Annotated in this window: 20 protein-coding genes and 1 riboswitch; of the genes, 4 read left to right on the top strand and 16 right to left on the bottom strand. The window is 70.3% G+C overall.

The window, feature by feature from the left end; genetic code table 11:
- Positions 1-62: 62 nt before the first annotated feature.
- The gene (locus ABZ470_RS02320) at positions 63-1,157 is read right to left on the bottom strand and encodes a branched-chain amino acid aminotransferase (RefSeq protein ID WP_352010249.1); all 1,095 of its coding nucleotides are present in this window, start codon (positions 1,155-1,157) and stop codon (positions 63-65) included.
- Positions 1,158-1,339: 182 nt separating this feature from the next.
- A complete protein-coding gene (locus ABZ470_RS02325) occupies positions 1,340-2,386 on the bottom strand; it encodes a 3-isopropylmalate dehydrogenase (RefSeq protein ID WP_352010248.1) in 1,047 nt (348 codons plus the stop codon).
- Positions 2,387-2,534: 148 nt separating this feature from the next.
- Positions 2,535-2,749: riboswitch (cyclic di-AMP (ydaO/yuaA leader) on the top strand.
- Here ABZ470_RS02325 and ABZ470_RS02330 point away from each other — a divergent pair.
- Positions 2,737-3,444, top strand: coding sequence for a C40 family peptidase (locus ABZ470_RS02330; protein ID WP_362909435.1), 708 nt, complete (start codon positions 2,737-2,739; stop codon positions 3,442-3,444). It overlaps the preceding riboswitch by 13 nt.
- 57 nt (positions 3,445-3,501) lie before the next feature.
- On the opposite strand, the gene ABZ470_RS02335 is transcribed toward ABZ470_RS02330, so the two are convergent.
- Both ABZ470_RS02335 and serA read right to left on the bottom strand, forming a co-directional pair.
- A complete protein-coding gene (locus tag ABZ470_RS02335; protein ID WP_362909437.1) occupies positions 3,502-3,693 on the bottom strand; it encodes a hypothetical protein in 192 nt (63 codons plus the stop codon).
- 276 nt (positions 3,694-3,969) lie between these two features.
- Entirely contained in the window at positions 3,970-5,559 is a 1,590-nt protein-coding gene (gene serA, locus ABZ470_RS02340) for a phosphoglycerate dehydrogenase (RefSeq protein WP_352010246.1), read from the bottom strand.
- Between the two features lie 208 nt (positions 5,560-5,767).
- Between serA and ABZ470_RS02345 the strand changes: the two genes are divergently transcribed.
- A complete protein-coding gene (locus ABZ470_RS02345; RefSeq protein WP_362909439.1) occupies positions 5,768-6,712 on the top strand; it encodes a hypothetical protein in 945 nt (314 codons plus the stop codon).
- A 51-nt stretch (positions 6,713-6,763) separates the two neighbouring features.
- Here ABZ470_RS02345 and ABZ470_RS02350 read toward each other — a convergent pair whose 3' ends face one another.
- From ABZ470_RS02350 to ABZ470_RS02360, 3 genes are read right to left on the bottom strand one after another with little or no spacing between them, the layout of a single operon-like run.
- Positions 6,764-9,382 carry an ABC transporter permease gene (locus ABZ470_RS02350; protein WP_362909441.1) on the bottom strand — a complete coding sequence of 873 codons (2,619 nt, stop codon included), beginning with the start codon at positions 9,380-9,382 and terminating at the stop codon, positions 6,764-6,766.
- Positions 9,379-10,086 carry an ABC transporter ATP-binding protein gene (locus ABZ470_RS02355; protein WP_362774174.1) on the bottom strand — a complete coding sequence of 236 codons (708 nt, stop codon included), beginning with the start codon at positions 10,084-10,086 and terminating at the stop codon, positions 9,379-9,381. The genes ABZ470_RS02350 and ABZ470_RS02355 overlap by 4 nt, the downstream gene beginning before the upstream one ends.
- Positions 10,083-10,610: a PadR family transcriptional regulator gene (locus ABZ470_RS02360; protein ID WP_362909443.1), complete on the bottom strand. Its 528-nt coding sequence runs from the start codon at positions 10,608-10,610 to the stop codon at positions 10,083-10,085. The genes ABZ470_RS02355 and ABZ470_RS02360 overlap by 4 nt, the downstream gene beginning before the upstream one ends.
- 88 nt (positions 10,611-10,698) lie before the next feature.
- Between ABZ470_RS02360 and ABZ470_RS02365 the strand changes: the two genes are divergently transcribed.
- Entirely contained in the window at positions 10,699-11,244 is a 546-nt protein-coding gene (locus tag ABZ470_RS02365) for a DUF1707 and FHA domain-containing protein (protein WP_352010229.1), read from the top strand.
- Here ABZ470_RS02365 and ABZ470_RS02370 read toward each other — a convergent pair.
- On the bottom strand, positions 11,225-12,610 hold the full coding sequence (locus ABZ470_RS02370) for an MFS transporter (RefSeq protein ID WP_362909445.1): 1,386 nt from the start codon (positions 12,608-12,610) through the stop codon (positions 11,225-11,227). The genes ABZ470_RS02365 and ABZ470_RS02370 overlap by 20 nt on opposite strands.
- 173 nt (positions 12,611-12,783) lie before the next feature.
- Between ABZ470_RS02370 and ABZ470_RS02375 the strand changes: the two genes are divergently transcribed.
- Positions 12,784-13,563 carry a CAP domain-containing protein gene (locus ABZ470_RS02375; RefSeq protein ID WP_362909447.1) on the top strand — a complete coding sequence of 260 codons (780 nt, stop codon included), beginning with the start codon at positions 12,784-12,786 and terminating at the stop codon, positions 13,561-13,563.
- A gap of 90 nt (positions 13,564-13,653) precedes the next feature.
- Here the strand turns inward: ABZ470_RS02375 and ilvC are convergent, their stop codons facing one another.
- From ilvC to gatB, 8 genes are all read right to left on the bottom strand, one after another.
- Positions 13,654-14,634, bottom strand: a complete 981-nt coding sequence (ilvC, locus tag ABZ470_RS02380; RefSeq protein ID WP_352010725.1) for a ketol-acid reductoisomerase — start codon at positions 14,632-14,634, stop codon at positions 13,654-13,656.
- Positions 14,635-14,683: 49 nt separating this feature from the next.
- Positions 14,684-15,208 carry an acetolactate synthase small subunit gene (ilvN, locus tag ABZ470_RS02385; protein WP_184720112.1) on the bottom strand — a complete coding sequence of 175 codons (525 nt, stop codon included), beginning with the start codon at positions 15,206-15,208 and terminating at the stop codon, positions 14,684-14,686.
- Between the two features lie 64 nt (positions 15,209-15,272).
- Complete coding sequence (locus tag ABZ470_RS02390) at positions 15,273-17,036, bottom strand: acetolactate synthase large subunit (RefSeq protein WP_352010226.1); 1,764 nt, start codon at positions 17,034-17,036, stop codon at positions 15,273-15,275.
- Between the two features lie 295 nt (positions 17,037-17,331).
- Positions 17,332-19,992 carry a GGDEF domain-containing protein gene (locus ABZ470_RS02395; RefSeq protein ID WP_362909449.1) on the bottom strand — a complete coding sequence of 887 codons (2,661 nt, stop codon included), beginning with the start codon at positions 19,990-19,992 and terminating at the stop codon, positions 17,332-17,334.
- 360 nt (positions 19,993-20,352) lie between these two features.
- Positions 20,353-21,261, bottom strand: a complete 909-nt coding sequence (locus ABZ470_RS02400) for a 2-hydroxyacid dehydrogenase (RefSeq protein ID WP_352010224.1) — start codon at positions 21,259-21,261, stop codon at positions 20,353-20,355.
- 50 nt (positions 21,262-21,311) lie between these two features.
- Positions 21,312-23,417: a VanW family protein gene (locus ABZ470_RS02405; protein ID WP_362909451.1), complete on the bottom strand. Its 2,106-nt coding sequence runs from the start codon at positions 23,415-23,417 to the stop codon at positions 21,312-21,314.
- A 241-nt stretch (positions 23,418-23,658) separates the two neighbouring features.
- Positions 23,659-24,027 (bottom strand): SH3 domain-containing protein, encoded by a 369-nt coding sequence (locus ABZ470_RS02410; protein ID WP_352010222.1) that lies wholly within the window; start codon positions 24,025-24,027, stop codon positions 23,659-23,661.
- A gap of 198 nt (positions 24,028-24,225) precedes the next feature.
- On the bottom strand, positions 24,226-25,731 hold the full coding sequence (gatB, locus tag ABZ470_RS02415) for an Asp-tRNA(Asn)/Glu-tRNA(Gln) amidotransferase subunit GatB (protein ID WP_362909453.1): 1,506 nt from the start codon (positions 25,729-25,731) through the stop codon (positions 24,226-24,228).
- Between the last annotated feature and the right edge of the window lie 30 nt (positions 25,732-25,761).

The raw sequence follows: 25,761 nt of genomic DNA on the forward strand, positions 1-25,761 counted from the left end.
CCGCCGGCGGCCGGGTGGCGTCGCTGACGCTCCCGGTCGCCGGCGGCCTCGGGTCCGTGAGGTCAGCAGATCTTGTGCACCCAGCCGTGGGTGTCGGGGCGGGAGCCGTACTGGATGCCGACCAGGGCTTCGCGGACCTTGGCGGTGACCGGGCCCTGGGTGCCGTCGCCGACGGTCCAGGCGCGGTCGGCGCCCTTGACCGAGCCGACCGGGCTCACCACGGCGGCGGTGCCGCAGGCGAAGACCTCGGTGAGGTCGCCGGACTCGCAGCCCGCCTGCCACTCCTCGATCGACAGGCGGCCCTCCTCGGCGGTCAGGCCGAGTTCGGCGGCCAGGGAGAGGATCGAGTCACGGGTGATGCCGGGCAGGAGGGTGCCGGTCAGGGCGGGGGTGAGCAGCCGGTCGCCGTAGACGAAGAACAGGTTCATCCCGCCCATCTCCTCGACGTAGCGGTGCTCGTTGGCGTCGAGCCAGACGACCTGGTCACAGCCCTGCTCGACGGCCTGGCGCTGCGCGACGAAGGCCGCGGCGTAGTTGCCGCCGCACTTGGCGAAGCCGGTGCCGCCGGGGGCCGCGCGGGTGTACTCGGTGGACAGCCAGACCGAGACGGCCTTGGCCGCGCCGAAGTAGGCCGCCGCGGGAGAGGCGATCACCATGTAGCGGTAGGTCCGAGAGGGGTAGTTGACGCCGAGCGCGGGCTGGGTGGCGATCATGAAGGGGCGCAGGTAGAGGCTGTGGCCCTGGGTGGTCGGCACCCATTCGCGGTCGGTCTGCACGAGCAGTTCGATCGACTCGACGAAGGCCTCCTGCGGCAGTTCGGGCATGGCCATGCGCAGCGCCGACTGGTTGAAGCGGGCGGCGTTGGCGTACGGCCTGAAGCAGGCGATCGAGCCGTTCTCCTGCCGGTAGGCCTTCAGCCCCTCGAAGAGTTCCTGGGCGTAGTGGAAGACCGACGTCGCCGGGTCGAGGCTGAGCGGGCCGTACGGCGTGAGCCGCGCGTCGTGCCAGCCCTCCCCCTCGGTGTAGTCGATGGAGATCATGTGGTCGGTGAAGGTCTGACCGAATCCGGGATTCGCCAGTACCTGCTCGCGCTCGGCCGTGGAGCGAGCGTGGTCGGAGAGCTGCACGTCGAAGGTCAGCTTCTGAGCGGTGGTCATGGCGGCGGTCCTTCTCTTCGTGGCGGAGTGCACCTACGGTCCATTCTGGGACGGAGCAGGCACCGGAAAACTACTGCATATATGCCAAAATCCGGCAGCCTGCTCGGTGAGACGAACAAAAAAGACGCGCCCGGCGGCTCTGCTGAGCCACCGGGCGCGTCTGGGGTCGTGCGGGCGGCTTGTCAGCCGGCTACTCGGGCGGTGATGTCGTCGCCGATCTCGTGGGTGGTACGGCTCGCCCACCCGGTCTGGCGCTCGACCAGGTCCTCGGCCACGGCCTGCTCGACCTTGGCCGCCTCCTCGGTCAGGCCGAGGTGGTCCAGGAGCATGGCGACCGACAGGATCGTGGCGGTCGGGTCGGCCTTGCCCTGGCCCGCGATGTCCGGGGCGCTGCCGTGGACCGGCTCGAACATGCTGGGCGCGGTGCGGTCGGGGTTGACGTTCCCGCTGGCCGCGAGGCCGATGCCACCGGCGACGGCGGCGCCGAGGTCGGTGATGATGTCGCCGAAGAGGTTGTCGGTGACGATCACGTCGAACCGCTCCGGCTGGGTGACGAAGAACATCGAGGCCGCGTCGACGTGGTAGTAGTCGGTGGCGACGTCGGGGTACTCAAGGCTGACCCGGTCGACGGTACGGGACCACAGGTCACCGGCGAAGGTGAGGACGTTGGTCTTGTGGATCAGCGACAGCTTCTTGCGCGGCCTGCTGAGCGCCTTCTCGAAGGCGTAGCGGACGACGCGCTCGACACCGTAGGCGGTGTTCAGCGACTCCTGCGTGGCGATCTCGTACGGCGTGCCGCGGCGCAGCACACCACCGGCGCCCGCGTAGAGGCCCTCGGTGCCCTCACGGATGACGACCATGTCGATGTCCTCGGGGCGGGAGCCGCCCAGCGGGGTCGCGACGCCGGGGAAGAGCTTGACCGGACGCAGGTTGACGTAGTGGTCGAGCTCGAAGCGGAGCTTGAGCAGCAACTCGCGCTCCAGGATGCCCGGCGGCACACTGGGGTCGCCGACCGCGCCGAGCAGGATCGCGTCGTAGCCGCGCAGTTCGTCGAGGACCGCCTCGGGAAGGACCTCACCGGTTCTGTGGTACCGGCCGGCACCCAGGTCGTAGGTGGTGGTCTCCACCTTCGTTCCGACGGCTTCGAGGACCTTCAGGCCCTCGGTGACGACCTCGGTCCCGATCCCGTCTCCAGGGATGACGGCCAGACGAACATTGCGCGAATCCATAACGGGCACCCTATCTGCTCTGTCTCGACAATCGAACCACCGATCTCACCCCTCGGACACTTCCCGCCCCGGAAGGCCCTGAAAAGTTTGTCCTATTTGCGATCTTTTGACCGTTTCGTTAAGGTCCTGGCCATTCGTATCGTCGCCTAATTCGCGCAGGCCATCCCCCTCTTTCGGTCCGCGCGGAGCCGGGGAACCACTTCCGGGGTCCACGGGGCGTCCGAGCCGCACTCCGTCTGGCGGAGCACGTTTCCGGCGTTTTCCACGAGGCCCCTCGGGGCGAGTCGGCGCCACCACGCGCCGTAGGGCGACCTCCACGCCCGAGCCCGACAGCTCACCCGGCCGGCCCTATGGAAGGAACGGTCCTGAACGGCAAGACCTACCCCCGTGTCCTGACCCTGATCGTCACCGGCTCGACCATCCTCGCGACGCCCGCCGTCGCACTGGCGGACTCCTCCCTCACCACCTCCTCCCCCACTCCTCTCCTCGCGCTCGCCGCCGCCGGATTCGCCCTCGCGCACCCGGCCCCCACCGCGGAGAGCTCCCGGACCCCGCTCACCACTCCCGCCGTCGAACCCGCCCCGGCCGGCTTCTCCGGGACCGCGCGGAAGGTCCCGGCCTGGAAGAAGGCGCTGAACTGGGCGATGTCCAAGCGCGGCACACCGTACGTCTGGGGCGGCACGGGCAGGGGCGGCTTCGACTGCTCGGGCCTGATGCTCCGCGCGTACGGCGCCGCGGGCATCCGGCTGCCCCGCACGACGACCCAGCAGTACTCCGCGTTCGCCAGGAAGATCTCCTGGAAGAACCTCAAACCCGGTGACCTGGTCTTCTTCCACAACCTCGGTCACGTCGGCATGATCACCAAGCCCGGTTACATGGTCCACGCCCCGCGCAGCGGCGACGTGGTCAAGGTGGAGAAGCTGCAGGCCTGGCGCCGCGCCAGCTTCGCGGGAGCCGTACGGCCGGACCCCAAGGGGGTCGAACTCGCCGACGAGCGGGCCGAGCTGGACACGGCGATCAGGCAGTCGACCCAGGCCGGTACGGCCCTCGCCCGCTGACCCACGCCTCTCCCGGTCCCGGGCGCCGCACCGCCCGTGGCCTCGGAGGGACCCGGCTCAGGAGGAGTGCGGGGGCACTCCGCCGTTGTCGCGGCGGTCCAGCGCGGTCTGCAGGGCCTGGGCGGCCTCGTTCTCGTTGTCCTCGGGACGGTTCCAGGGATACATGTCGTACATGACGCTTCTCGTCTCGTTCGCACGGAGCTGGCTGAAGGAGGAAGGGGAGCCTGGACCCTGGTCACGGGTCCTCATCGGATCGCGGATCCGGATCACGGATCGACGGGAAACCGGGGCCGACGAACGCCATCACACCGCGGCGAGTTGCCGGCCCGCCCCTGTGTCAGGCCTCGCCGCGGCAGGTAATAAGTACGAGAACCTGGCGCATTACCAGCCATAATAACCGGCCCTCCGCAATCTGTCTCACCCCTCGTGCAGGCTTCTCACATATTGAGACGAGGCTCGGCCGGAAAAGCAGACGGCCGCCGCCCCGCGAACGGGGACGGCGGCCGTGGGAACCGTGCTCCGGGATCAGTCGGCCAGGTCGACCGAGCGGCCGCTGTCGGCGCCGATCTCGCCGCCGATCTGGTCGATCACCTCGGCCGGGATGGCGGAGTCGACGGTCAGCGCGATGAGGGCCTTGCCGCCCTTGGCGTCCCTGGCGACCTGCATGGAGGCGATGTTGATGCCGTGGTCGCCGAGGATGCGGCCGACGACGCCGACGACGCCGGGGCGGTCGTCGTAGGTGAAGAACGACAGGTGGTCGGTCGGCTCGATCTCCATCTGGTAGCCGTTGACCTCGACGATCTTCGTGACCTGCCGCGGGCCGGAGAGCGTGCCGGAGACCGAGACGGCGCGGCCGTCGGCCAGGACACCGCGGACGGTCACCACGTTGCGCCAGTCGGGGCTCTCCGCGCTGGTCACCAGCTCGACGGTGACGCCGCGGTCCTTGGCCAGGAGCGGGGCGTTGACGTAGGTGACGGAGTCCTCGATCACGTCGGTGAAGACGCCCTTGAGGGCGGCCAGTTCCAGCACGCGGACGTCCTGGGAGGCGATCTCACCGCGCACCTCGACGTCGAGCCTGGTGGCGACCTCACCGGCGAGGGCGGTGAAGACGCGGCCGAGCTTCTCCGCCAGGGGCAGACCCGGCTTGACGTCCTCGGCGACGGCGCCGCCCTGGACGTTGACGGCGTCCGGCACGAACTCGCCGGCCAGGGCCAGCTTCACGCTGCGCGCGACCTGGGTGCCGGCCTTCTCCTGGGCCTCGTGGGTCGAGGCGCCCAGGTGCGGGGTGACGACGACCTGGTCCAGCTCGAACAGCGGGCTGTCGGTGACGGGCTCCTTGGGGAACACGTCGATGCCCGCGCCCGCGACGCGGCCTTCCTTGATCGCGGAGTAGAGGGCGCCCTCGTCGATGATGCCGCCGCGCGCGACGTTGATCAGGCGAACCGACGGCTTGACCTGGTGCAGCTCGCGGTCACCGATGAGCCCGACGGTCTCCTTGGACTTGGGCAGGTGCACGGTGATGAAGTCGGACTCGCGCAGGACCTCTTCGAGGGAGGCCAGCCTGACGCCCATCTGCGCGGCGCGGGCGGGCTGCAGGTAGGGGTCGTAGGCGATCAGCTCGACGCCGAACGGCTGCAGGCGCTGGGCGACCAGCTGGCCGATCTTGCCGAGACCGAGGATGCCGACGACCTTCTCGTCCAGCTCGACGCCGGTGTACTTCGAACGCTTCCACTCGCCGCCCTTGAGCGCGGCGTGGGCCTGGGCGACGTTGCGGGCCGAGGCGAGGATCAGCGCGACGGTGTGCTCGGCGGCGCTGGTGATGTTGGAGGTGGGGGCGTTGACGACCATGACGCCTGCCTTGGTCGCGGCCTCAACGTCGACGTTGTCGAGTCCGACGCCCGCGCGGGCGACGACACGGAGCTTGGGCGCGGCGGCGATCGCCTCCGCGTCCACCTGGGTGGCGCTGCGCACGATGAGCGCGTCCACGTCGGCGAGGGCGGGCAGGAACTTGGCGCGGTCGGCGCCGTCGGTGTGGCGGACCTCGAAGTCGGCTCCCAGGACGGCGAGACCTGCCTCGGAGAGTTCCTCTGCGACCAGTACGACGGGCTTGTTCACGGGCTGGATCCTTTGGAGACGTGGAGGCTGCGGACGGACCTCACGTAGTCTATCGAGGCTTGTGAACGCGTTCACGAGTGTCCCGCGATCCGAGACGGTTACCCACTTCGTACACCTTCTATGCCTACAAAATTCATCTTGGTCTTGATCTAGATAAAACTTCGCGATTACCCTGATAAGCCGTGGTTCTCTACCTAAGGTTCCGTGTATGAGCATCGGGAACCCCGCTCTCGGCGACGTACTCTCGCAACACGGCAGCCCGCACCGGCTGCTGACGGCGCTGGCCGAATACGGGCTCCTCGTGGCCGTGCGCCCTGATCGCTCCGTCGTGCTCGGCACGACCCAGACCGGCGAACGGGTCCTGCTCGGCTACACCTCGCAGAGCACCTACGCGCGCCACCGCGGCAACCACGCCCTGTCGGCGTGCGACGCCGACACCATCCTCGACATCCAGCGTGCCACCGGCGTGCGCGAGATCGTGATCGACGCCGCCGGTCCGGCGGCGGCGGCCGTACCGATCGAGGATCTCCAGCGCCACCTGCTCTCCACCCGCACCGGCCCGACGCCCGCGCTGTCGAGCGCGGCCCCGACGGCCTACGCAACCGGAGCGATGGCCACGGTCCCGCGTGCCTCCGTGCCTCCGGTCGTCCCCGTGGCTCCGGCTACCCCGGTGGCTCCCACAGTGACCCCCTCGGTGACTCCCATGGCGACCCCCGCGGCGGGCCGGCGCACCGGCCCGGCCCCCGTGCCGCCCGCGCCCGCCGCCCAACCGTGGATCCCCGCGCCGCGTCCCCACCTGTCGGGGCCGATGCAGATGGTCGATCCCGGTTACGGGCGCTGCACACACCCGATCCTGCCCGCGCTGCGCTTCGCGATCTCCTACGTGCTCGCCGACTACCCGCTCGTGCACCACGTGTGGATCTCCGAGGCCAAGACCTCCTCGGGGGCCCCCGGGATCATGCTGCACGTCAAGGTGCACATGTCGGCGGCCGAGGACGTGGTCAGGGACATCCACCGCGGGGTGCGCGCCCGGCTGCCGCAGCTGGCCGCCAGCGAGGCGCCGATCCTGATGGCCAGGGTCGCCGACGCCCGCAGCGAGCAGCGGATGATCGAGATCGGCGCCCACGTGGTCTGCGCGGGCACCACCGACTGAACCGGACAGGTGGCGGCCCGCCCCTGAACGGGCCGCCACCTGTCCGCCTGACTAACCCAGCCGCCGGGTCAGCGTGACCCCGGTCCTGGCGAAGGCCAGGGCGATCAGTCCCGCCAGCAGCGGCAGCCCGACCCCGACGGCGACGAGGGGAGGCCACGGGACGCTGAGGACCATCTCAAGCTTGGGGTAGGCGACCCCGTTGAACCCGACCTCCCGGTAGTCGTTGCGCTGCACGACCGACTGGCTCGCCATGGCGAACCCGGGCAGCAGGCCGACCAGCAGGCCGAGGGGCACCCCGAGGCCCGCGACGAACACCGCCTGCCCCGCCGCGACCGCCCTGCGGGTGCGAGGTCTGGCCCCGACCGCCGAGAGCGTGTCCAGGTCGGGCCGGGCGTCGGCGGCGGCGAGGCCCGAGGCGGCGAGCGTACCGCCGAGCACCACGAGCGAGGCCAGCGCCCCCATGACCCACAGGGTGGGATCGATCCTGCCGGAGTCCACGCTCCCCGCCGTCGTGACCGTGACGTCGGGGGTGATCACGCGTATCGCCTCGCTGAGCCGCCGCTCCCGCTCCGGGTCGGGACGGCCGTCCTCCGGGCGAACGATGAACCCGATGAGGCCGGGGACGTAGCCCGCCCTGGTCACCGCCGCCTCCGGCGCCACCCCGAGCACCAGCGCGGGCCCCTGGACGGTGGCGCCGACCGCAGGCATGGTGACCGCGGGCTTCTCGCCCCCCACCGGGAGCCTCCGGACGGCCAACCGGACCTCCCCGTTCCTGACCACGGCCGGATCGAAGATCACCACCTTGCCCTCGGCCAGCGCGACCTCCGCCGCCCGGTCGGTACGGCCCAGCAGGAGGCGCAGCAGGTCTGGGCCGCCCACTGGCAGAGTGCCCAGCGGCCCCCACAAGGTGAAGCATTTCCGACAGGAACGGCGCTCCAGCGCGAAGTCCAGCGCCCCGCCCTCCCCGTCGAGTGCCTGGTACGTCGCGAGCGGCGTCGTCCTCGGGAACACCTCGGCGACGAGCGGCCTGATCCGCTCCCAGGTCTCCTTGGGGACGTCGTCCCCGTAGATCACGGTCGTGCCCTGGGGGTAGCCGGTCCGGTAGTGCCGTTCCCCCGTCGCGACGCTGCTGGTGGCGCCGACGGCGACCGTGCTGAACGCCGCGGCGGCGGCCAGCACCGCCACCACGGCGGGAGCCGTACGGCCCCGGTTGCGGGAGGCGTCCCTGACGGCCAGCCGAAGGGGAAGCGGGAGCCCTCCGGCCAGCCCGCCGATCCACCTGACCAGCCAGGGCGTCACCATGACCAGGCCGAGCAGGCCCAGCGCCCCACCGAGATAGATCCACGCCTCGATGCTCACCGTCCCGTAGAGCATCGCCGCGGTCCCCGCCGTGAGCAGGACCAGGCCGGCCAGTGGACGGCCCGCCCGGTCACGCGCCGTGGGACGCCTGCCCGCGAGCACCGTGACCGCGTCCGTCCCGGCCGCCTGCACCGCGGGCACCACGGCCGCCGCGACCCCGCTGACCAGGCCGAGCACGGCGACCGGCACGATCTGCCCGACGGGCACCTCGAACGGCCCCAGCTCACCGGCGGGCCAGATCCCCATGACGGCCGCGATCACCCTGGCGGCGCCGACGCCGAGGACCGGGCCGAGCACGGCGGCGACCAGTCCCAGGGTCAGCCCGTCGGCCAGCACGACCAGTTTGAGGTGCCGGGCCGAGGCGCCCTGGGCGGACAGGAGCGCGAGTTCCCTGCGGCGACGGCGGATGCCCACCGCGAAGGCGGGGCCCGCGAGCAGCACGACCTCGATCACGGCCAGCACGATCCCCGAGACGGCCGAGACCATCCCCGAGGTGGTCCATGCCGTTCCTCCCCAATGGAAGGCGAGGGCCTGTCCCGGGCCCTTCCCCACCGAGGGCGGGTCGGCGAGCACCGCCGACGACATCGCGGCGATCCCGGCCTGGTTGAGGCGGAGCGTCCCCGCCCAGGTGAGCGGGGCGGGCAGGTCGGCCAGCCAGGCGTCGTCCGTGCCGGACCCGCCGGACGAGGCCGGCAACAGCGAGCCGGGGAGTCCGATGAGCGAGCCGCCGTACTCGGTCCGCTGTTCGACCACCCTGCCCACCACGTGTTTCGTCACGCCGCGGCGGGTGTAGCGGATCGTCGCCCCGACGGGGACATTCCTGGAGGCGGTGACCACGACCTCGTCGGCGCTCCGCGGGTAGCGTCCCTGGATCAGGGGGAACATGCCCTTCGTCATCGGGTCCCGCAGGTCCAGCTCGACGACGCCGATGGGGGTGTACCTGCCACCCGTCGAGTACTCCTCGTCGGCCGAACGTACCGGGATGACTCGCGCCCCCTGGCCGAGCAGGGCCTGGATCCGCTCCTGGGATCTCGGCTCCGCCCGCCGCTCGCCGTACGGTTCCCAGCTTTCGCCGAGCACATCCTGCCGGATCGGCCGGCTCTCCCCCGTGTCGACCAGCCGGGCGTCGGCCGCGCCGAGGAGCATGGGGACCTGCTCCTCGGGCGTGAGCTCACGGGTGGCGAAGAGGGTGAGGGCCGCGGTGACGGCCAGGACCGGGAGGCCGATCATGACCACGATGAGCGCGCTGCGCGCCTTGGCGCGCCAGATGTCCCTGCGGGAGATCCGCAGCGCGGCGAACAGGGCGCTCATCGGGCGCTCTCCATGGGGGCGGAGGTCATGTCGGCGATCTCCCCGTCGCGCAGGAAGACCACCCGGTCGGCCCAGGCCGCGTAGCGGGGCTCGTGGGTGACGAGGAGGACCGCCGCTCCCGCGTCGCAGCGGGTGCGCAGGAGCTGGAGGACCTCGTCGCCGGTCGGGGTGTCGAGGGCGCCGGTCGGCTCGTCGGCCAGGATCAGCCTCCGTTGGCCGGCCAGCGCGCGGGCGATGGCGACCCGCTGGCGCTGGCCGCCGGAGATCTCGTCGGGGAAGCGGTCGGCGACGTCGGCGAGGCCGACCTCGGCCAGTACCTCCCTCGCCTCCCGCCGGGCCTGGGCCGCCCTGACGCCGTCCAGCTCACGCGGGAGCATGACGTTCTCCACGGCGGTCAGCGAGGGGATCAGGTTCAGGTCCTGGAAGACGTAGCCGACGTGGCGGCGGCGGAGCCCGGCGAGATCCGCGGCGCGCATGCCCGTCAGCGACGTGCCCTCGACGGCCACCTCGCCCGAGGTCGGGGTGTCGAGGCCGCCCGCGAGGTTGAGCAGTGTGGACTTGCCGGAGCCGGAGGGCCCCATCACCGCGATCAGCTCCCCCGCCGCCACGTCCAGGCTCACCTCCCGTAACGCCCGTACGGCCTGCGGCCCCTCGCCGTGGACGCGGGTCACGTCCGCGAGCCGTAGGACCGGTTCTGTGCTCATCGATGTCTCTCCTGCGTCTGGATGGAGGCCGTGAGCACGGCCTCGCAGTGGTCGAGCCAGCGCTGTTCGGCCTCCGCCTGGAAGATCATCGAGTCGATGACCAGCCGTTGCGCCGGACTCTCCGCGTTCGCCCGTTTCGCCCGGGTCAGCTCCTGCAGCGTGCGCATGGTCGCCACGCGCTGGGCCTGGATGACAGGCCGTACGTCGGCGCCGGCGGCGACCGCCATGGCGAGCTTGATGACGAGTTCGTCCCGAGGCCGGTCCGACTGGGCGACGGGGGTGCTGAACCATCGCGCCATCTCGGTCAGACCGGCCTCGGTGATCGTGTAGACGACCCGGCCCTGCTCGTCCTGCTCGCCGGGTGTCACCAGGCCGTCACGCTCCAGGCGGGAGAGCGTCGTGTAGACCTGGCCGATGTTGAGCGGCCAGGTCGCCCCCGTCGACGCCTCGAACTCGGCCCGCAACTGATAGCCGTAGCGGGGTCCCCGGCTCAGCAGAGCGAGGAGTCCTTGCTTGATCGCCATGAATACCGAGTATGCATACCGAGTATGGTTGTCGCAAGAGATCCGCATATTCTGGACAGGTTCCACCGTTGGGGCGGATACTCGGGGGATGAGCTCGACGCATCCCCCGGCCCGCGCCTCCGACGGGGACCGCGATCGTGCGATCAACGAGCTTCGTGACCGCGCCGTCGAGGGTCACCTCTCGCACGACACGTTCCTCGGCCGGGTGGACATGGCCCTGCGCGCCCAGAGTCAGGGCGAGCTGGAGAACCTGGTCGCCGATCTACCGCAACGCGGCCGCTTCCGCCGGATGGTCACCGAGATCGTCGCCTCGGCCTCCGACTTCACCAAACGGGTGGAGTCCGCCTGGCGGCGCCCGAGGCTGCCCAGGCTCGCGCTGCCCGGGGACAACCGCACCCGCTACGTGGTCGGCCGGGGTTCCGCCTGCGACCTGGTCCTGGCCGACCTGACCGTCTCCCGGATCCACGCCGAACTGCGCCGCGACGGGGAGGGCTGGATCGTCGTCGACCTCGGCTCGCTCAACGGCACCCGGCTCAACGACTGGCGGCTGGTCGGCCCGGCGAAGGTCCGTCCCGGAGACGTCGTGTCCTTCGGCGACTGCGTCTTCCTGGTGATCACTCCCCAGCTGGGGTGACCCCTCCTGCCGCGAGCGTCCGCGCGGTCAGGGGGTAGCGCCTGGCCAGCAGCAGGCTGATCCCGGCGAAGAGGGCGGGCAGCAGGGTCCCGCCGTACAGGGTGACCGCGACCGCGGCCTCCGGCTGCGCGACCGGGTTCGTCGGGCCCGACTCGACGAAGCCCGCCGCGCCGAGCAGCCAGCCGAGCACGAGCGCGCCCAGCGCGAAGACCACGGTCTCGCACGCCGCCCAGAGCCCGGTGAACGACCCGGCGCGGCGCCCGCCGGTCACCATCGTGTCGTGGGCCACGACGTCGGCCAGCATCGAGACCTGCAGCAGCTGCAGCCCGGCGTAGCCGACACCGACGACGAGCAGGCACAGATGTGCGTAGACGGGCCCCAAGCTTCCCGAGAGGGCCGTTCCCGCCGCGCCCGCCGCGAACAGCGCCGACCCCAGGGCCATCGCACCCCGTTTGTCGTAGCGCCGGGACAGCCGCACCCACAGCGGCATCGTGACCAGCAACGGCCCGACGACGCACATGAAGAGCGTGGTGACGGCCCCCGGATCTCCCAGGATGTAGGTGGCGAAGTACGGCGCGCCCGCGAGCAGCACCCCCGCGGCGAACATCTGCGCGCAGCCCAGCGCGAGCAGCGGCATGAACGCCCCGCTCGACCTGGCCTCGGCGAACTGGGCCCTGATCGACGGTCCCGCTCCGCGCGCCCCGGGGATCCTGGGAGCCCTGGGGGCCTCGGGGGCGGGAACGCGGGCCGTACCGAAGAAGGAGGCGAGCATGGAGGCCAGCAACACGGCCGCGACGAGCAGGCCCATCAGCCGGTAGCCGGAGACCTCGTCGCCCGCGACCGCCGGAGCGACGGAGCCCGACAGCAGGATCGCTCCCCCGACGAAGACCATCTTCCACTGCAGCAGCGCGGAACGCTCGTGGTAGTCGTCGGTCATCTCCGCGGCCATCGCCTTGTAGGGCACCTCGTAGAAGGCGTAGGCGGTCGCGGTGGCCAGATAGCAGACCGCGACGTACAGCGCGGCGGGCAGACCGGTGAGCGGCGGCCCGGCGAACATCAGCGCGAACGTCACCGGAAGGGTGAGCGCGCCCAGCAGCATCCAGGGACGGCGCGCGCCGAACCTGGAGACCGTGTGGTCGGAGCGGCGCCCCACCCAGGGGTCGAGGACCATGTCCCACAGCTTGGGCAGGAAGACCACGAGCCCGGCGGCCCACGCGGGAACCGCCAGCACGTTGGTCATGTAGAACAGCAGCAGCAGACCGGGGACCGTGGAGAACGTTCCAGTGCAGACCGAGCCGACACCGTAGCCGACGCGCACCGCACGGGGAACGATCAGGGGTGCGGGGACGGGTGCCGGCGTGACCATGGCCACATTCAAGCGCACGGTCTCCCGGGTGACGCTCCCGGAGGGCGGAAACGTTTCCGGATCGTCGCGCGGGCCGGAGACCGTGATCGTCGGCCGCGACGTGGTGACACGGACGGCACGCCCCCGGCAGAATGCGGAACCCATCCAGCGCCCAACGATCTGGAGGAACCACCATGCGCAGACCTCTGGGGATACTCGCCTGTGCCGGGGGCCTGGTGGCGCTCGGCGCGCCGAGCGCCACCGCCCAGAGTGCCGAGGCCGTGACGGCGCCGCAGGTACGGCAGGCCGAGTGCCGTGTCTACGCCGCCGCCCCGGCCGTGTCCTCCGCAGGGAAGATCCAGGCCTCCGCCATCCGGGTCGGCTGCATCGGCAGCGCCCTGGTCCGCATCCGGATCATGCAGGAGAGGACCGGCACCGACCCCACCGTCAGGAGCGCCTCCCTGCGGGGCGTCAACGGACGGGTCACCGTGACGGCGCCGTGCGTCTCCGGTGTCTACTACGCCGTCGTCACCGACGACCAGGGCAACACCGGCCGTTCGAAGAACGCCGCCCTGTCGTGCGGTGTCCCCAAGGCCGTCCAGGAGGTGCTCCGGCTGACCAACGCCGAACGACGGGCCGGAGGCTGCCCGGCCCTCAGGGACGACTCCCGGCTGCGTTCGGCCGCCCAGGGGCATTCCGCCGACATGGCGGCCAACAACTACTTCAACCACACGTCCAAGGACGGCAGGACCATGACCGACCGGATCAAGGCGTCCGGGTTCAGCCCGCTGTCGGCGTGGGCGGAGAACATGGCCTGGGGCCAGCGGACCCCGGCCGAGGTGGTCAAGGCCTGGATGAACAGCCCGGGTCACCGGCGCAACATCATGACCTGCTCCTACACCCACATCGGGATCGGCATGGCCACCAGCCCGCGCGGCCGTGTCTACTGGACACAGGACTTCGCCAGGCACTGACCCCGGCGGGAGACGCGTACGGCCCGCGCCCCCGTGACGTGAACCGTCGCGGGGACGCGGGCCGTACGGCGACCGCTCTGACGGGCCCCGCTACTTGAGCCAGCTCATCATCGGACGCAGCTTGGCGCCGGTCTTCTCGATCGGGTGCTCGGCCAGCTCCTCGCGGTAGGCGGTGAACTTCTTCTGGCCGCTGTCGAACTCCTCGACGAGCTCCTTGGCGAACTCGCCCGACTGGATCTCGGCGAGGATGCGGCGCATCTCCTCCTTGGTCTCCTTGGTGACCACGCGCGGGCCACGGGAGTAGCCGCCGTACTCGGCGGTGTCGGAGACCGACCAGTACATCTTGTGGATGCCGCCCTCGTACATGAGGTCGACGATCAGCTTCATCTCGTGCAGGCACTCGAAGTAGGCGACCTCGGGCTGGTAGCCGGCCTCGATCAGGGTCTCGAACCCGGCCTTGATCAGCTCGGAGACGCCACCGCACAGGACGGCCTGCTCACCGAACAGGTCGGTCTCGGTCTCCTCGGTGAAGGTCGTCTTCAGCGCGCCCGCGCGGGTGCCGCCGATGCCCTTGGCGTAGGACAGGGCCAGGTCCCAGGCGTTGCCGCTGGCGTCCTTCTCGACGGCGACGAGGCAGGGCACACCGCGCCCGGCGGTGTACTGGCGGCGGACGAGGTGACCCGGGCCCTTGGGGGCGACCATGGCCACGTCGACGCCCTCCGGCGCCTCGATGAGGCCGTAGCGGATGTTCAGGCCGTGGCCGAAGAACAGCGCGTCGCCCTCGACGAGGTTCGGGGCCACGTGCTCGGCGTAGAGGTGGCGCTGGATGTGGTCCGGCGCGAGGATCATGGTCAGGTCGGCCTCTTCGACGGCCTCCGAGGGCGACACGACGCGCAGGCCGTCGGCCTCGGCCTTCTCGCGGCTCTTGGAGCCCTCGGGCAGGCCGACCCGGACGTCCACGCCGGAGTCGCGCAGGGAGAGCGCGTGGGCGTGGCCCTGGCTGCCGTAGCCCAGGACGGCCACGTGCCGGCCCTGGATGATCGACAGGTCGGCCTGGTCGTCGTAGAAGATCTCAGTCACTCTCTTAACCTTTCGGGTTTTCCCGTACGGCTCGTACGGTCTACGCGCTCCGGTCCAGGGCCCGGAGAGAACGGTCGGTGATGGAACGGGCACCGCGGCCGATGGCCACCATGCCCGACTGGACAAGCTCCTTGATGCCGTACGGCTCCAGCAGCTTGATGAAGGCCTGCAGCTTGTCCGGAGTGCCGGTGACCTCGATCGTCACGGCGTCCGGAGCCACGTCCACGCAGCGCGCCCGGAAGAGGTTGACCAACTCAAGCACGCTCGAACGGTTCTCGGCGTCGGCCCGCACCTTGATCAGGGTGAGTTCACGGTGCACGGCCTGAGCCGGGTCGAGCTCCACGATCTTGAGCACGTTGATCAGCTTGTTGAGCTGCTTGGTGACCTGCTCAAGCGGGAGGTCTTCGACGTTGACCACGATGGTCATCCGGGAGATGTCCTCGTGCTCGGTCGGCCCGACCGCCAGCGAGTCTATGTTGAAACCGCGACGGCTGAACAACGCCGCGACGCGCGCGAGCACGCCCGGCTTGTTCTCGACCAGCACGGAGAGCGTGTGCCTGCTCATGCCATTCCCTTCGCCCGGCCGTCCGCCGGAACACCGCTGTGCCTGTCGGTCCGCTCGCCCACCGCTAGTCCTCGCTGTCCCAGACGGGCGCCATGTCACGGGCGAACTTGATGTCGTCGTTGCTGGTCCCGGCCGCGACCATCGGCCAGACCATGGCGTCCTCGTGGACGACGAAGTCGATCACGACGGGCACGTCGTTGATCTCCATGGCCTTCTTGATGACCTCGTCCACGTCCTCCGGGCGCTCACAGCGCAGGCCGACGCAGCCGTAGGCCTCGGCGAGCTTCACGAAGTCGGGGATGCGGCGGACCGTCTGCAGGTTGGTGTTGGAGTAGCGCTGGTTGTAGAAGAGCGTCTGCCACTGCCTGACCATGCCGAGGTTGCCGTTGTTGATGATCGCGACCTTGATCGGCACGCCCTCGATGGCGCAGGTGGCCAGTTCCTGGTTGGTCATCTGGAAGCAGCCGTCGCCGTCGATGGCCCACACCGTGGTGTCCGGCCTGCCCATCTTCGCCCCCATCGCGGCGGGGACCGCGAAGCCCATCGTGCCCGCGCCGCCGGAGTTGATGAAGGAGCCGGGGTTCTCGTAGCCGATGAACTGGGAGGCCCACATCTGGTGCTGGCCGACGCCCGCGGTGTAGATCGCGTCGGGGCCGACGACCGCGCTCAGCCGCTGCATGACGTACTGCGGGGCGATGGAGCCGTCCTCGAACTCGGTGTAGCCCAGCGGGTAGGTCTCCCGGTAGGCGTCGAGCTGGCTCCACCACTCGCTGTAGTCGCCCTTGCGGCTCTCGTTGCGCACCGCGTTGATCAGCTCGGTGATGACCTCCTTGCAGTCGCCGACGATCGGGACGTCGGCGTGCCGGTTCTTGGAGATCTCCGCCGGGTCGATGTCGGCGTGGACGATCTTGGCGTACGGCGCGAAGCTGTCCAGGTTGCCGGTGACGCGGTCGTCGAAACGGACACCGAGTCCGATGAGCAGGTCGGCCCGCTGCAGCGCGCCGACGGCGGGCACCGAGCCGTGCATGCCGGGCATGCCCAGGTGCTGGCGGTGGCTGTCGGGGAAGGTGCCGCGCGCCATCAGCGTGGTGACCACGGGGATGCCGGTCAGCTCCGCGAACTCCAGCAGTTCCCCGGCCGCCCCTGCCTTGTGCACGCCGCCGCCCACGTACAGGACAGGACGCTTGGACTCGGCGATCAGCTTGGCCGCCTCGCGGATCTGCTTGGAGTGCGGCCTGGTCACCGGGCGGTAGCCGGGGAGCTGCATCACCGGGGGCCACTGGAAGACGGTCTTGTTGGTCAGCGCGTCCTTGGAGATGTCCACGAGCACCGGCCCGGGACGGCCCGTCCCCGCGATGTGGAAGGCCTCGACGATCGTCCTGGCGATGTCGGCCGGGTCGGTCACCAGGAAGTTGTGCTTGGTGATCGGCATGGTGATGCCGGAGATGTCGGCTTCCTGGAAGGCGTCGGTGCCGATGGCCGCGCTGGTCACCTGGCCGGTGATGGCGACGATCGGGACCGAGTCCATGTAGGCGTCGGCGATCGGCGTGACCAGGTTGGTCGCTCCCGGGCCGCTGGTCGCCATGCAGACCCCGACCTTGCCCGTGGCCTGGGCGTAGCCCTGGGCGGCGTGTCCGGCGCCCTGCTCGTGCCGTACGAGCACGTGCCGGACCTTGACAGAGTCGTATAGGGGATCGTAGGCGGGAAGAATCGCGCCGCCCGGAATCCCGAACACAGTGTCGACTCCGACGTTCTCCAGTGCCCTCACGAGGGCCTGGGCTCCTGTCATCTGTTCGGTCATCGGCTCGTTCCTTGTGTGGCTGAGCATGTTTGATGGGGTCGATCTCTACAACGGCATAAAAAATGCCCCATCCCGCCGGGGATGGCGGATCTGGGGCGGCGCGCAGGACGAGGTGCTTCGCTATCGGCCCGCGCGCCGGCGAAGTACTACGAGAATCCCACGGTGATGCATGGGTCCACCATGGCCGACGTACCGGGCCCACGTCAAATTCATGGGACGGCGATCTCACGATACGAGACGGAAAAATACGGGAACCTGGACGGCGCCTTTCCCACCCCCGGTCGCTGACCAGGTAAAACGGCCTTCAAAGCTGGCCGGTCCGTCAGACGCCACTCGGCATGCTCGGCATGTCCGTGTGCATGAGCGAGTCGACCCCGCGCGCCGCCATCGGCCGCGCGACCAGGAAGCCCTGCCCCCTGGTGCACCCCATCTCGCGCAGCAGTTCGAGCTGTTCCTGACGCTCGATGCCCTCGGCGACCACGATCAGGCCGAGATCGTGGCCGAGCCGTACGATCGTGCGGGTCAGCAGGGTCAGCGTCTCGTCGCGTCCGAGACCCGAGACGAACGACGGGTCAATCTTGATCATGTCGACCGGGAGCTGCCGCAGCAGGGCGAGCGAGGCGTAACCGGTGCCGAAGTCGTCGATGGCCAGCCGTACACCCAGCTCACGCAGCTCGGAGAGCCGGTTGACGGTCTCCTCGGCGTCCTCGACCAGCATCTCCTCGATGACCTCCAGGGTCAGCGCGCTGGGCGGCAGGCCGCTCTCCGACAGGGCCGACTCGACGCTCTCCACGAAGCGCGGCGCCATGATCTGGCGGGCCGACAGGTTCAGCGACAGGCCGATCTTCCACGAGGAGGCGTGCCAGGAGGCGACCTCCCGGCAGGCCTCACGCAGGATCCACTCACTCAACGGCACGATCAGGCCGGTGTCCTCCGCCGGGCCGAGGAAGAGCTCGGGCGGCACGAAGGCGCTCCCCCGCCACCAGCGCACCAGAGCCTCGACCGCGGTGACCCGTGAGGTGGCCAGGTCGACGACCGGCTGGTACTCGATGGCGAACTGGTTCTCCAGCAGCGCCCGCTGCAGGTCGGCGGCCAGTTCGAGGCGCCTGACCACATCGGTGTGCATGTGCGCGGCGAACACCTCGACCCGGCGCCCGCCCAGCTCCTTCGCGCGGGCCATCGCCACGTCCGCGTTACGGATCAGATCGGCCGAGGAGACGTCCTCGTCGGCGAAGGCGACCCCCACGCTCGCGGTCAGCGCGACGTCGCGGTCCGCCACCCGGAACGGCTCCGAGGAGACCGTGCGGACCAGGCGCTCGGCCAGGTCGACCGCCGTCTGGGCGTCCGTCGCCCCTTCGAGCAGCACCGCGAACTCGTCCCCGCCCCACCGCGCCAGCGTGTCGTCGGCCCGTACGGCCGCGCGCAGCCTGCGGGCCGCCTGGCCGAGCAGGTAGTCGCCGCTGGCGTGGCCGACCGAGTCGTTGACCGCGGTGAAACCGTCCAGATCGAGGAAGACCACGGCCGCGGCGCCCGCGCCGGGACGGGCCAGCACCTCCCGGGTTCGCTCCTCGAAGTAGGCCCGGTTCGGCAGCCCGGTGACACCGTCGTGGAAGGTCAGATGGGCGACCTGGTTGCGCAGGGCCTCCTGGTCGCTGACGTCCCTGGTGGTCACCAGCAGCAGTTCCTCGCCGCGGACCCGGCGGGTCGCGACCGACTCCGTCGGCCGCCAGGTGCCGTCCGACGCCCTGACCCGGCAGGCGACCATGCAGGTCCCCGCGTTCTCGGCGGGCTCCTCGTCCAGGCTCATCGCGCGCATCGCCACCTGGATGGCGGGCACGTCCTCCGGGTGGATGTAGTCGAAGATCCTCCTGCCCACGATGTCCTCGGGGCGGTAGCCGTACGTGGTCTCGACGCCCTCGCCGATCTCACGCACCACGCCTTCGTAGTCGCACACCAGGACCACGTCCCCGGTGCTCTCCGCCAAGTCGTGCAGCTGCCGTTCCCCGAGATCGACCAGGCGCCGCATCCGGCCGGTCTCCATCAGCACGACGAACAGCCGCAGCACCAGGACGACGACGACCGAGACCGAGACCAGCGCCAGGACCGGCACCGGCCCCTGGACGCCACCGCCGAGCACCCGCAGGAGCACGACCACGGCGGCGACCACGACCAGGACCAGCGGCGCGGCGGACAGCAGCGAGGAGGCCGTCTGCCCGACCAGTTCCTCCGTCTCGCCCTCCGCCGCAGAGGACTCGGCCTCCTGCTGCTCCCCCGGCTCCGCCACGGCCTCCGCCATGGCGTCGCCCGCCGCCCCGTCCCGGTCCTCGCCGGAGATGTCAGGGCGGGTCGTACGGTCACTCCACGCGACCGCGGCGAGCAGCAGGAAGGCCGCGGGCGCCAGCCACACCTGGCCCAGCGGCGGCTCGTCACCGGTCAGTCTGGCCAGCGCGGTGACGGTCTCCGAGGCGGTGACCGCCGCGAGTACGGCCAGCGCCGCGAGCCCGACCGGCCAGGCCGAACGCCTGGCGGGCACGACGGCCGGGCCGACCGCGCAGGCCAGGACCAGGCAGAGCAACGGTGAGGCGAGGGTGACCGCGAAAGTCCCCGCGTCACCCGCGTCGCGGTAGGCGGGGCCGAACAACGACACCCAGCCGATGACGAAGAGCGAGGCCGCGCAGACATAGGCGTCGGCCAGGTCCCGTAACAGCGCCTGACCACGCGCCTGTCTGACCGCGCACAGACCGGTGCCGACGGCGAGCATCGCGGTGCCCGCGAGCAGGACCAGATCGGCGAACGTCACCACGAAGGGCGTCCCGTCGGCCAGCGGCCGTACGGCGATGCCGACCAGCCAGGTGGCGCTGCCCGCGGCGAGCCAGCGCCAGGCCAGCGCGCTGGCCCGGTCGGACGGACGGCGCGCGGCGGCGAACAGCGAGAACGCGGCGAACGCCGCGGCCGTAACGCCCGCGACCGCGCCGACGATCACAACGGCAGCACCACTGAGAAAGGCGGCAACCAGCCCCGCCACGCCGGTCAAGGCCGCGGCGGTCAGCGCTACCCGGGGGTCACGCCAGCGGATCAATGTCGTCTGCCCATCGGTTTCGGTTCGTCTCGCGTGCGCGGCGGTCTCCGTTTGCCGTGCCCGCGTTGCCGTCGAGAACGCGTCGTCCTTCGTCCTCCGCGTCCCACGACGGCACACGATCAGTGTGTGCTCTCCGGCTGACGCGGATGGTGACAACGCCGGAGTCGTCACCGATCCGATAACCGCGCGAGCGATCGGACTCGCAGTAATTCACCGTACGCACCCCAGGTCACGAGGCAGCCACGGTCGGGAATCCTTTCCCGGTCAGTACGAACCGGTGATCACGTTTTTAAGCTGCTCTCCGGCGAGGTGTCTCAGCAGCTGCGAGCGCAGCAACCTCAGCAGGCGCCGCCCCGAGGCGGGGGTGCTTCCCGCGACGTGCGGGGTGATGAAGACCCCGGGTGCCGACCACAGCGGGTGACCGGCGGGAAGCGGCTCCGGGTCGGTCACGTCGAGTGCGGCGACCAGTCTGCCCCGTTCGAGCTCGGCCACGAGCGCGTCGGTGTCGACGACCCCGCCCCTGGCCGCGTTCACCAGCAGGGCGCCGTCCCGCATCGACGCCAGGAAGGCCGCGTCGACCAGTCCCGTGGTCGCGGGGGTCGCGGGCACCAGCAGCACGACCACATCCGCCTTCGGCAGCAGCTCGGGCAGCTCGTCCTGCCCGTGAACGCCCTCCCGCGCCGTCCGCGCGACCCGTACGACGTCCACCTCGAAGCCTTCGAGCCGCCGTTCGAGCGCCTGGCCGATCGAGCCGTACCCGACGACCAGCACGGTCGAGTCGGCCAGCACCCCGGTGTGGTGGTAGGTCCACTCCCCCCGCCCCTGGGCCGCGGCGAACCCCGGGAACTCCCGCAGCACCGCGATCATGGCCCCGACCACCCACTCCGCGGTACCCGCGTCGTGCACACCCCGCGCGTTGCACAGCACCACGCCCTCGGGCAGGTGGGGCCGGTAGGCGTCGACCCCGGCGGTGACCGTCTGCAGCAACCGCAGCCCGTGCATCCGACCGAGCAGTTCGGGAACCAGCGAGGGCGGGATCAACGGCGGAACCCAGACCTCCACCTCCCCGATCCCCTCGGGCGTCGGCCCGGTCCCGTCGTAGACGACGCACTCCACATCGGGGAGATCACGAAGAACATCAGCCGCGGCCTGCGAGGGGACCCAGATTCTCATGGCCCCGATTATTGCGCTGTGCCTCTTTGCGGCGCCTTCGGCGCCGCAAATCACTCCGTCTGGGGTGTTCCGCCCGCCACGCACTTCAGGTTTAGTTCGGGGCGGTAGACGGTGGTCTGCTTGACGCGTTTGATCTCTTCGCCGTCTTGTTTGAAGATCCGCCAGACGTCGATCGTGAAGCCCTGCTGGCCTTCCATGGGGATGCAGCCCGGGCCGCTCTCGGTCACGCTCTTGAACGGCGTGAGATTGTAACGTTCCGAGGAGATCGACTCGATGTCGTAGCGCTTGGTGCTCCAGAAGGCGACCGTGACACCGCTCGCGGTGTAGGAGGTCTTCACCAGCACGCCGTACTTGGAGTCGTTCCGCCAGCGGAAGTCGGGCTCCGGCCAGGAGACCGTGGACTCACGGCCCGCCGGGTAGCGCGAGATGTAGAACTCGTGTGGCACGTGCTGGACGTCTTCGAGGCCGCCGAAGAACACCGCGTTGTACATGGTCGTGACGAACTGGGAGATGCCCCCGCCGACCGAGTCGATCAGCCTGCCTCCCTGGATCATCGGCGCCGGGACGAACCCCCGGGCCGTGTCGCGTTCGCCGATGACGCCGTTGAGGGAGAAGGTCTCGCCGGGTTTGACGATGTAGCCGTCCATGATCTTGGCCAGGGTCCTGATGTTGGTCACCCTGGGCGGGCAGCAGACGTACGGGGTGGTGAACTCGCTGATCTTCTCCTTGATGCCGAGGGCACGCGCCTGCGCCTCGGAGAGTCTCGGTTCGACGGTCGTGAGCGTGACCTGGACGCTCCGTTCGCCGCCCTTGGCGAGCATGGCGGCCATGTCGTCGGCGAGCTTTCCGGTGTCGACACCCTGCCCCTTGTGCCCGGGGACCAGCTTCGGCTTGTCGCCGACGATCTCGAAGGTGGGCTCCCTGGGGGCCAGGCCGGGGTCGACGAGACCGTTCTCCAGGTCGGCGACGGCGCCCTTGGCGTCGAAGACGGGACGCATCTCACCTTCCGGCCCGGGCTCGTAGGACAGGTGGGCGGCGAGGGTCTCGACCGTCATTCGCACCTGTTTGTCCCCGCGGACCAGGGTCACCGGGCCGGAGAGCGCCTTGGCCGCCGCGGTCTTGGCCTGTTCGACCGCCTCGGGGGTGGCCTTCGGCTTGATCACCGAGACGGGCAGGTCGACGGCTCCGGGCGAGCCGAGGAAGGCCTTCGCGATGGCGTCCGCCGCCGCCTCCTGTTCCAGCTTGCGGCCGTCCCTGGGGGCCACGGCCACAGGCCGGGTGCCCTTGAAGGTGACCTCGCCGTCCCTGACCTTGAGGTCGATCCTTCTCGCCAGTCCCTTGACGGCGTTCTTCATGAGTTCGGGGTCGACGGAGATCTTGGGGTTCAGGTCATTGGTCCCGGTGAGGGCCCGCCAGACCTCTCCCGGCGAGGGGAAGTCACTCGGCGCCTGGTCGATCGTCGCGACGACGTCGAACTCCAGCCCGGCCTCCTCGGGGTCGAGGGTGTACTCCTTGCCCGCGGCTCGCAGGGTCATCGCGCTGGTGGCGGGGGCGGCGAGTTTGTCCCTGAGCCGTTCGGCGGCCTCGGTGGCGGTCAGCCCGCCGATGTCGACGCCCCTGACGTTGGTGCCGGGCAGCATCTTGCCCGCCATGACGATCGCGGGGATGCCGTAGGCGAGGCAGCCGAGCACCAGCAGGAGCAGCAGGGTCAGCAGCAGCCCGCGTCCGCCACGGCGTGCGGGTGTCCCCTCGGTGCGGGGTGACCCTCCCCGGGGAGGTCCCGCGTCACCGGGTACGGGCTCCTGACGCGACGGGGCGGCCTTGTCCTGGGGGGCCGCCATCCGCCAGGGCTCCGGTTTGGGGGCGGGCGGCGGCAGGCCGGGCGAACCGGGGGATCCCGGTGCGCCGGGGTTCATGGGGCCCTGCTGTCCGCCGGCGCCGCGCGGGCCGGGAGAACCGGCGGGACCGAGCAGGCCGGGCGAACCGGTGGGGCCGAAGATGTCGGGGGAGACGCCGGGGGGCAGCTTCGAACGCCCCTTGGGCCTGTTTCCCGGCGGCTGGGCGGGGTCACGGGCGCCCGGGGGAACGGGATGCGAGGGCAGGGGCACCGCCGCGAACGGGTCGGTCGGCGGATCTGTCGACGCTCCGTTCCGCACTTCCTCAGGCTCCTCCTGCTTCGTGACCTCTGCTTCCGGCAACCCTAAACCACAACCGTCCGCGGGCACCCTTGGTGAGCGGTAACAAATCACCTCGGCATGGCGGGTTTGCGGCATGGTTCGTGCTTCGCAAGGGCCCTTTCCCGCCTTTTCCGGCACCGTCGGAGTGGTTTTCCGCACCCCGAGCCGGGCCCGCCGTACGGGGCCTGGAGATGAGTCCGTACGGCGGGCTCGGCCCCTGTCAGGCGCCGAGCGCGTCGACGGCCGTCTGCGAGAAACGCACTCCGTCCTCGGTGGCGAAGTATGAGCAGGAGGCCCATCCGACGGTTCCCGCGGGTAGTCCCGAGGCCGACCTTCCGCCGAGTCTGAACTGGCACCAGGTGCCCGAACTGACGCTGAGGATCTGTCCGTAATCCCCGTAGTAGAGGTAGCCGACCACCCAGCTTCCGCCGGGGGTCGATCTCAGCCGGACGCCGTTGGCGATCACCATGGCGTCGATCGCCCGGGCGCTCGTGACGGCGGAAACGGCGGCCTGCGCCGGGGTGACGACGGCCGACGTCCCGCAGACGGCGGCCGAGAGCACGGCGAGGAGCGCCAGTTGTCTCTTCATGGAATTCTCCGATCTCGGGCTGTGCGGCACCAGAGAGAAGGGGGAGATTAATGTGATTACTGTGCAAGAAGTTAACAACCCCAGTCAATGCACATTTAGTGGGAGAAAGTGATTTCCAGATAACAAAAAGGCCCCACCAAATCGGTGGGGCCTTTCGTCGGCCGAAGCCGGCCGAAACCTGACTGCCTCCGGCAGGGACTACTCGGAGACGCCGAGCTTCTCCAGCAGGAGTTCACGGGCGCGGGCCGCGTCCGCCTTGCCCCTGCTGGCCTTCATGACGCCGCCGACCAGGGCGCCGACCGCGGCGATCTTGCCGGAGCGGACCTTCTCCGCAGCGGCGGCGTTGTCCGCCAGCACCTGGTCGATGATCGCCGAAAGCTCACCCTCGTCGTTGACGATCTGCAGGCCGCGCGCGGCGACCACCTCGTCGGGGGAACCCTCGCCGTTCAGCACGCCTTCGAGCACCTGGCGGGCCAGCTTGTCGTTCAGCGCTCCCCCGGCGACCATCGCGCACACCCTGGCGATCTGGTCGGGGGTGATCGCCAGCTCACCGAGCGGGACGCCCGCCTCGTTGGCCCTGCGGGCCAGCTCGCCCATCCACCACTTGCGGGCGTCGGCGGGCGGGGCCCCGGCGGCGACGGTCGCCTCGACCAGGTCGATGGCGTCGATGTTGTGCATGGACTCCATGTCCAGGTCGGACACGCCCCACTCCCGCTGGAGCCGCAGGCGCCGTACGCGCGGCAGCTCGGGCAGCGCGGCCTTCAGCTCGGCGACCCACGCGGGGTCCGGCGCGATCGGCACCAGGTCGGGCTCGGGGAAGTAGCGGTAGTCCTGCGCCTCCTCCTTCGAACGCCCCGAGGTGGTGGTGCCGGTGTCCTCGTGGAAGTGCCGGGTCTCCTGGATGATCACGCCGCCGTCGGCCAGGATCGCGGCCTGACGGGAGATCTCACCGCGGACCGAACGCTCGACGCTGCGCAGCGAGTTGACGTTCTTGGTCTCGGTACGGGTGCCCCACTCGGTCGCGCCACGCGGCATGAGGGAGACGTTCACGTCGCACCGCATGGAGCCCTCCTCCATGCGCACGTCGGAGACGCCGAGCGCGCGCATGACCTCACGCAGTTCGGTGGCGTAGGCGCGGGCGACCTCGGGGGCGAGCCGGTCGGTGCCCGGGATCGGCTTGGTGACGATCTCGACCAGCGGGATGCCCGCGCGGTTGTAGTCGACGATCGAGTAGTCGGCGCCGTGGATGCGCCCGGTGGCGCCGCCCACGTGGGTGGACTTGCCGGTGTCCTCCTCCAGGTGGACCCGCTCGATCTCGATCCGCACGGTCTTGCCGTCCACCTCGACGTCGAGGTAGCCGTCGAAGCAGAGCGGCTCGTCGTACTGGCTGATCTGGTAGTTCTTCGGCATGTCCGGATAGAAGTAGTTCTTCCGGGCGAAGCGGCACCACTCGGCGATGGAGCAGTTGAGCGCAAGGCCGATGCGGATCGTCGACTCGATCGCGGCGGCGTTGGCCGTCGGCAGCGCCCCGGGCAGCGCCAGGCAGACCGGGCACACCTGGGTGTTGGGCGGGGCGCCGAACGTGGTCGGGCAACCGCAGAACATCTTCGAGGCCGTGCCCAGCTCGACGTGCGTCTCCAGGCCCAGCACCGGTTCGAAGCGCTCAAGCGCCTCGTCGTACGGCATCAGCGTTTCCGTGCTCATCGATTGTTCACCAATCCTCGTTGACTGGGC

The sequence above is a fragment of the Streptosporangium sp. NPDC020072 genome, from assembly GCF_040631445.1.
GTDB lineage: Bacteria > Actinomycetota > Actinomycetes > Streptosporangiales > Streptosporangiaceae > Streptosporangium.

Bases quoted from the DNA above. Each gene is read 5' to 3' on its own strand.
- ABZ470_RS02360 (WP_362909443.1), bottom strand. From the start codon at position 10,610: ATGGCGATCAAGCAAGGACTCCTCGCTCTGCTGAGCCGGGGACCCCGC.
- ABZ470_RS02370 (WP_362909445.1), bottom strand. From the start codon at position 12,610: ATGGTCACGCCGGCACCCGTCCCCGCACCCCTGATCGTTCCCCGTGCG.
- ABZ470_RS02365 (WP_352010229.1), top strand. From the start codon at position 10,699: ATGAGCTCGACGCATCCCCCGGCCCGCGCCTCCGACGGGGACCGCGAT.
- ABZ470_RS02345 (WP_362909439.1), top strand. From the start codon at position 5,768: ATGAGCATCGGGAACCCCGCTCTCGGCGACGTACTCTCGCAACACGGC.
- ABZ470_RS02330 (WP_362909435.1), top strand. From the start codon at position 2,737: ATGGAAGGAACGGTCCTGAACGGCAAGACCTACCCCCGTGTCCTGACC.
- gatB (WP_362909453.1), bottom strand. From the start codon at position 25,731: ATGAGCACGGAAACGCTGATGCCGTACGACGAGGCGCTTGAGCGCTTC.
- ABZ470_RS02325 (WP_352010248.1), bottom strand. From the start codon at position 2,386: ATGGATTCGCGCAATGTTCGTCTGGCCGTCATCCCTGGAGACGGGATC.
- ABZ470_RS02350 (WP_362909441.1), bottom strand. From the start codon at position 9,382: ATGAGCGCCCTGTTCGCCGCGCTGCGGATCTCCCGCAGGGACATCTGG.
- ABZ470_RS02410 (WP_352010222.1), bottom strand. From the start codon at position 24,027: ATGAAGAGACAACTGGCGCTCCTCGCCGTGCTCTCGGCCGCCGTCTGC.
- ilvN (WP_184720112.1), bottom strand. From the start codon at position 15,208: ATGAGCAGGCACACGCTCTCCGTGCTGGTCGAGAACAAGCCGGGCGTG.
- ABZ470_RS02335 (WP_362909437.1), bottom strand. From the start codon at position 3,693: ATGAGGACCCGTGACCAGGGTCCAGGCTCCCCTTCCTCCTTCAGCCAG.
- ABZ470_RS02320 (WP_352010249.1), bottom strand. From the start codon at position 1,157: ATGACCACCGCTCAGAAGCTGACCTTCGACGTGCAGCTCTCCGACCAC.
- ABZ470_RS02355 (WP_362774174.1), bottom strand. From the start codon at position 10,086: ATGAGCACAGAACCGGTCCTACGGCTCGCGGACGTGACCCGCGTCCAC.
- ABZ470_RS02390 (WP_352010226.1), bottom strand. From the start codon at position 17,036: ATGCTCAGCCACACAAGGAACGAGCCGATGACCGAACAGATGACAGGA.
- ABZ470_RS02400 (WP_352010224.1), bottom strand. From the start codon at position 21,261: ATGAGAATCTGGGTCCCCTCGCAGGCCGCGGCTGATGTTCTTCGTGAT.
- ABZ470_RS02375 (WP_362909447.1), top strand. From the start codon at position 12,784: ATGCGCAGACCTCTGGGGATACTCGCCTGTGCCGGGGGCCTGGTGGCG.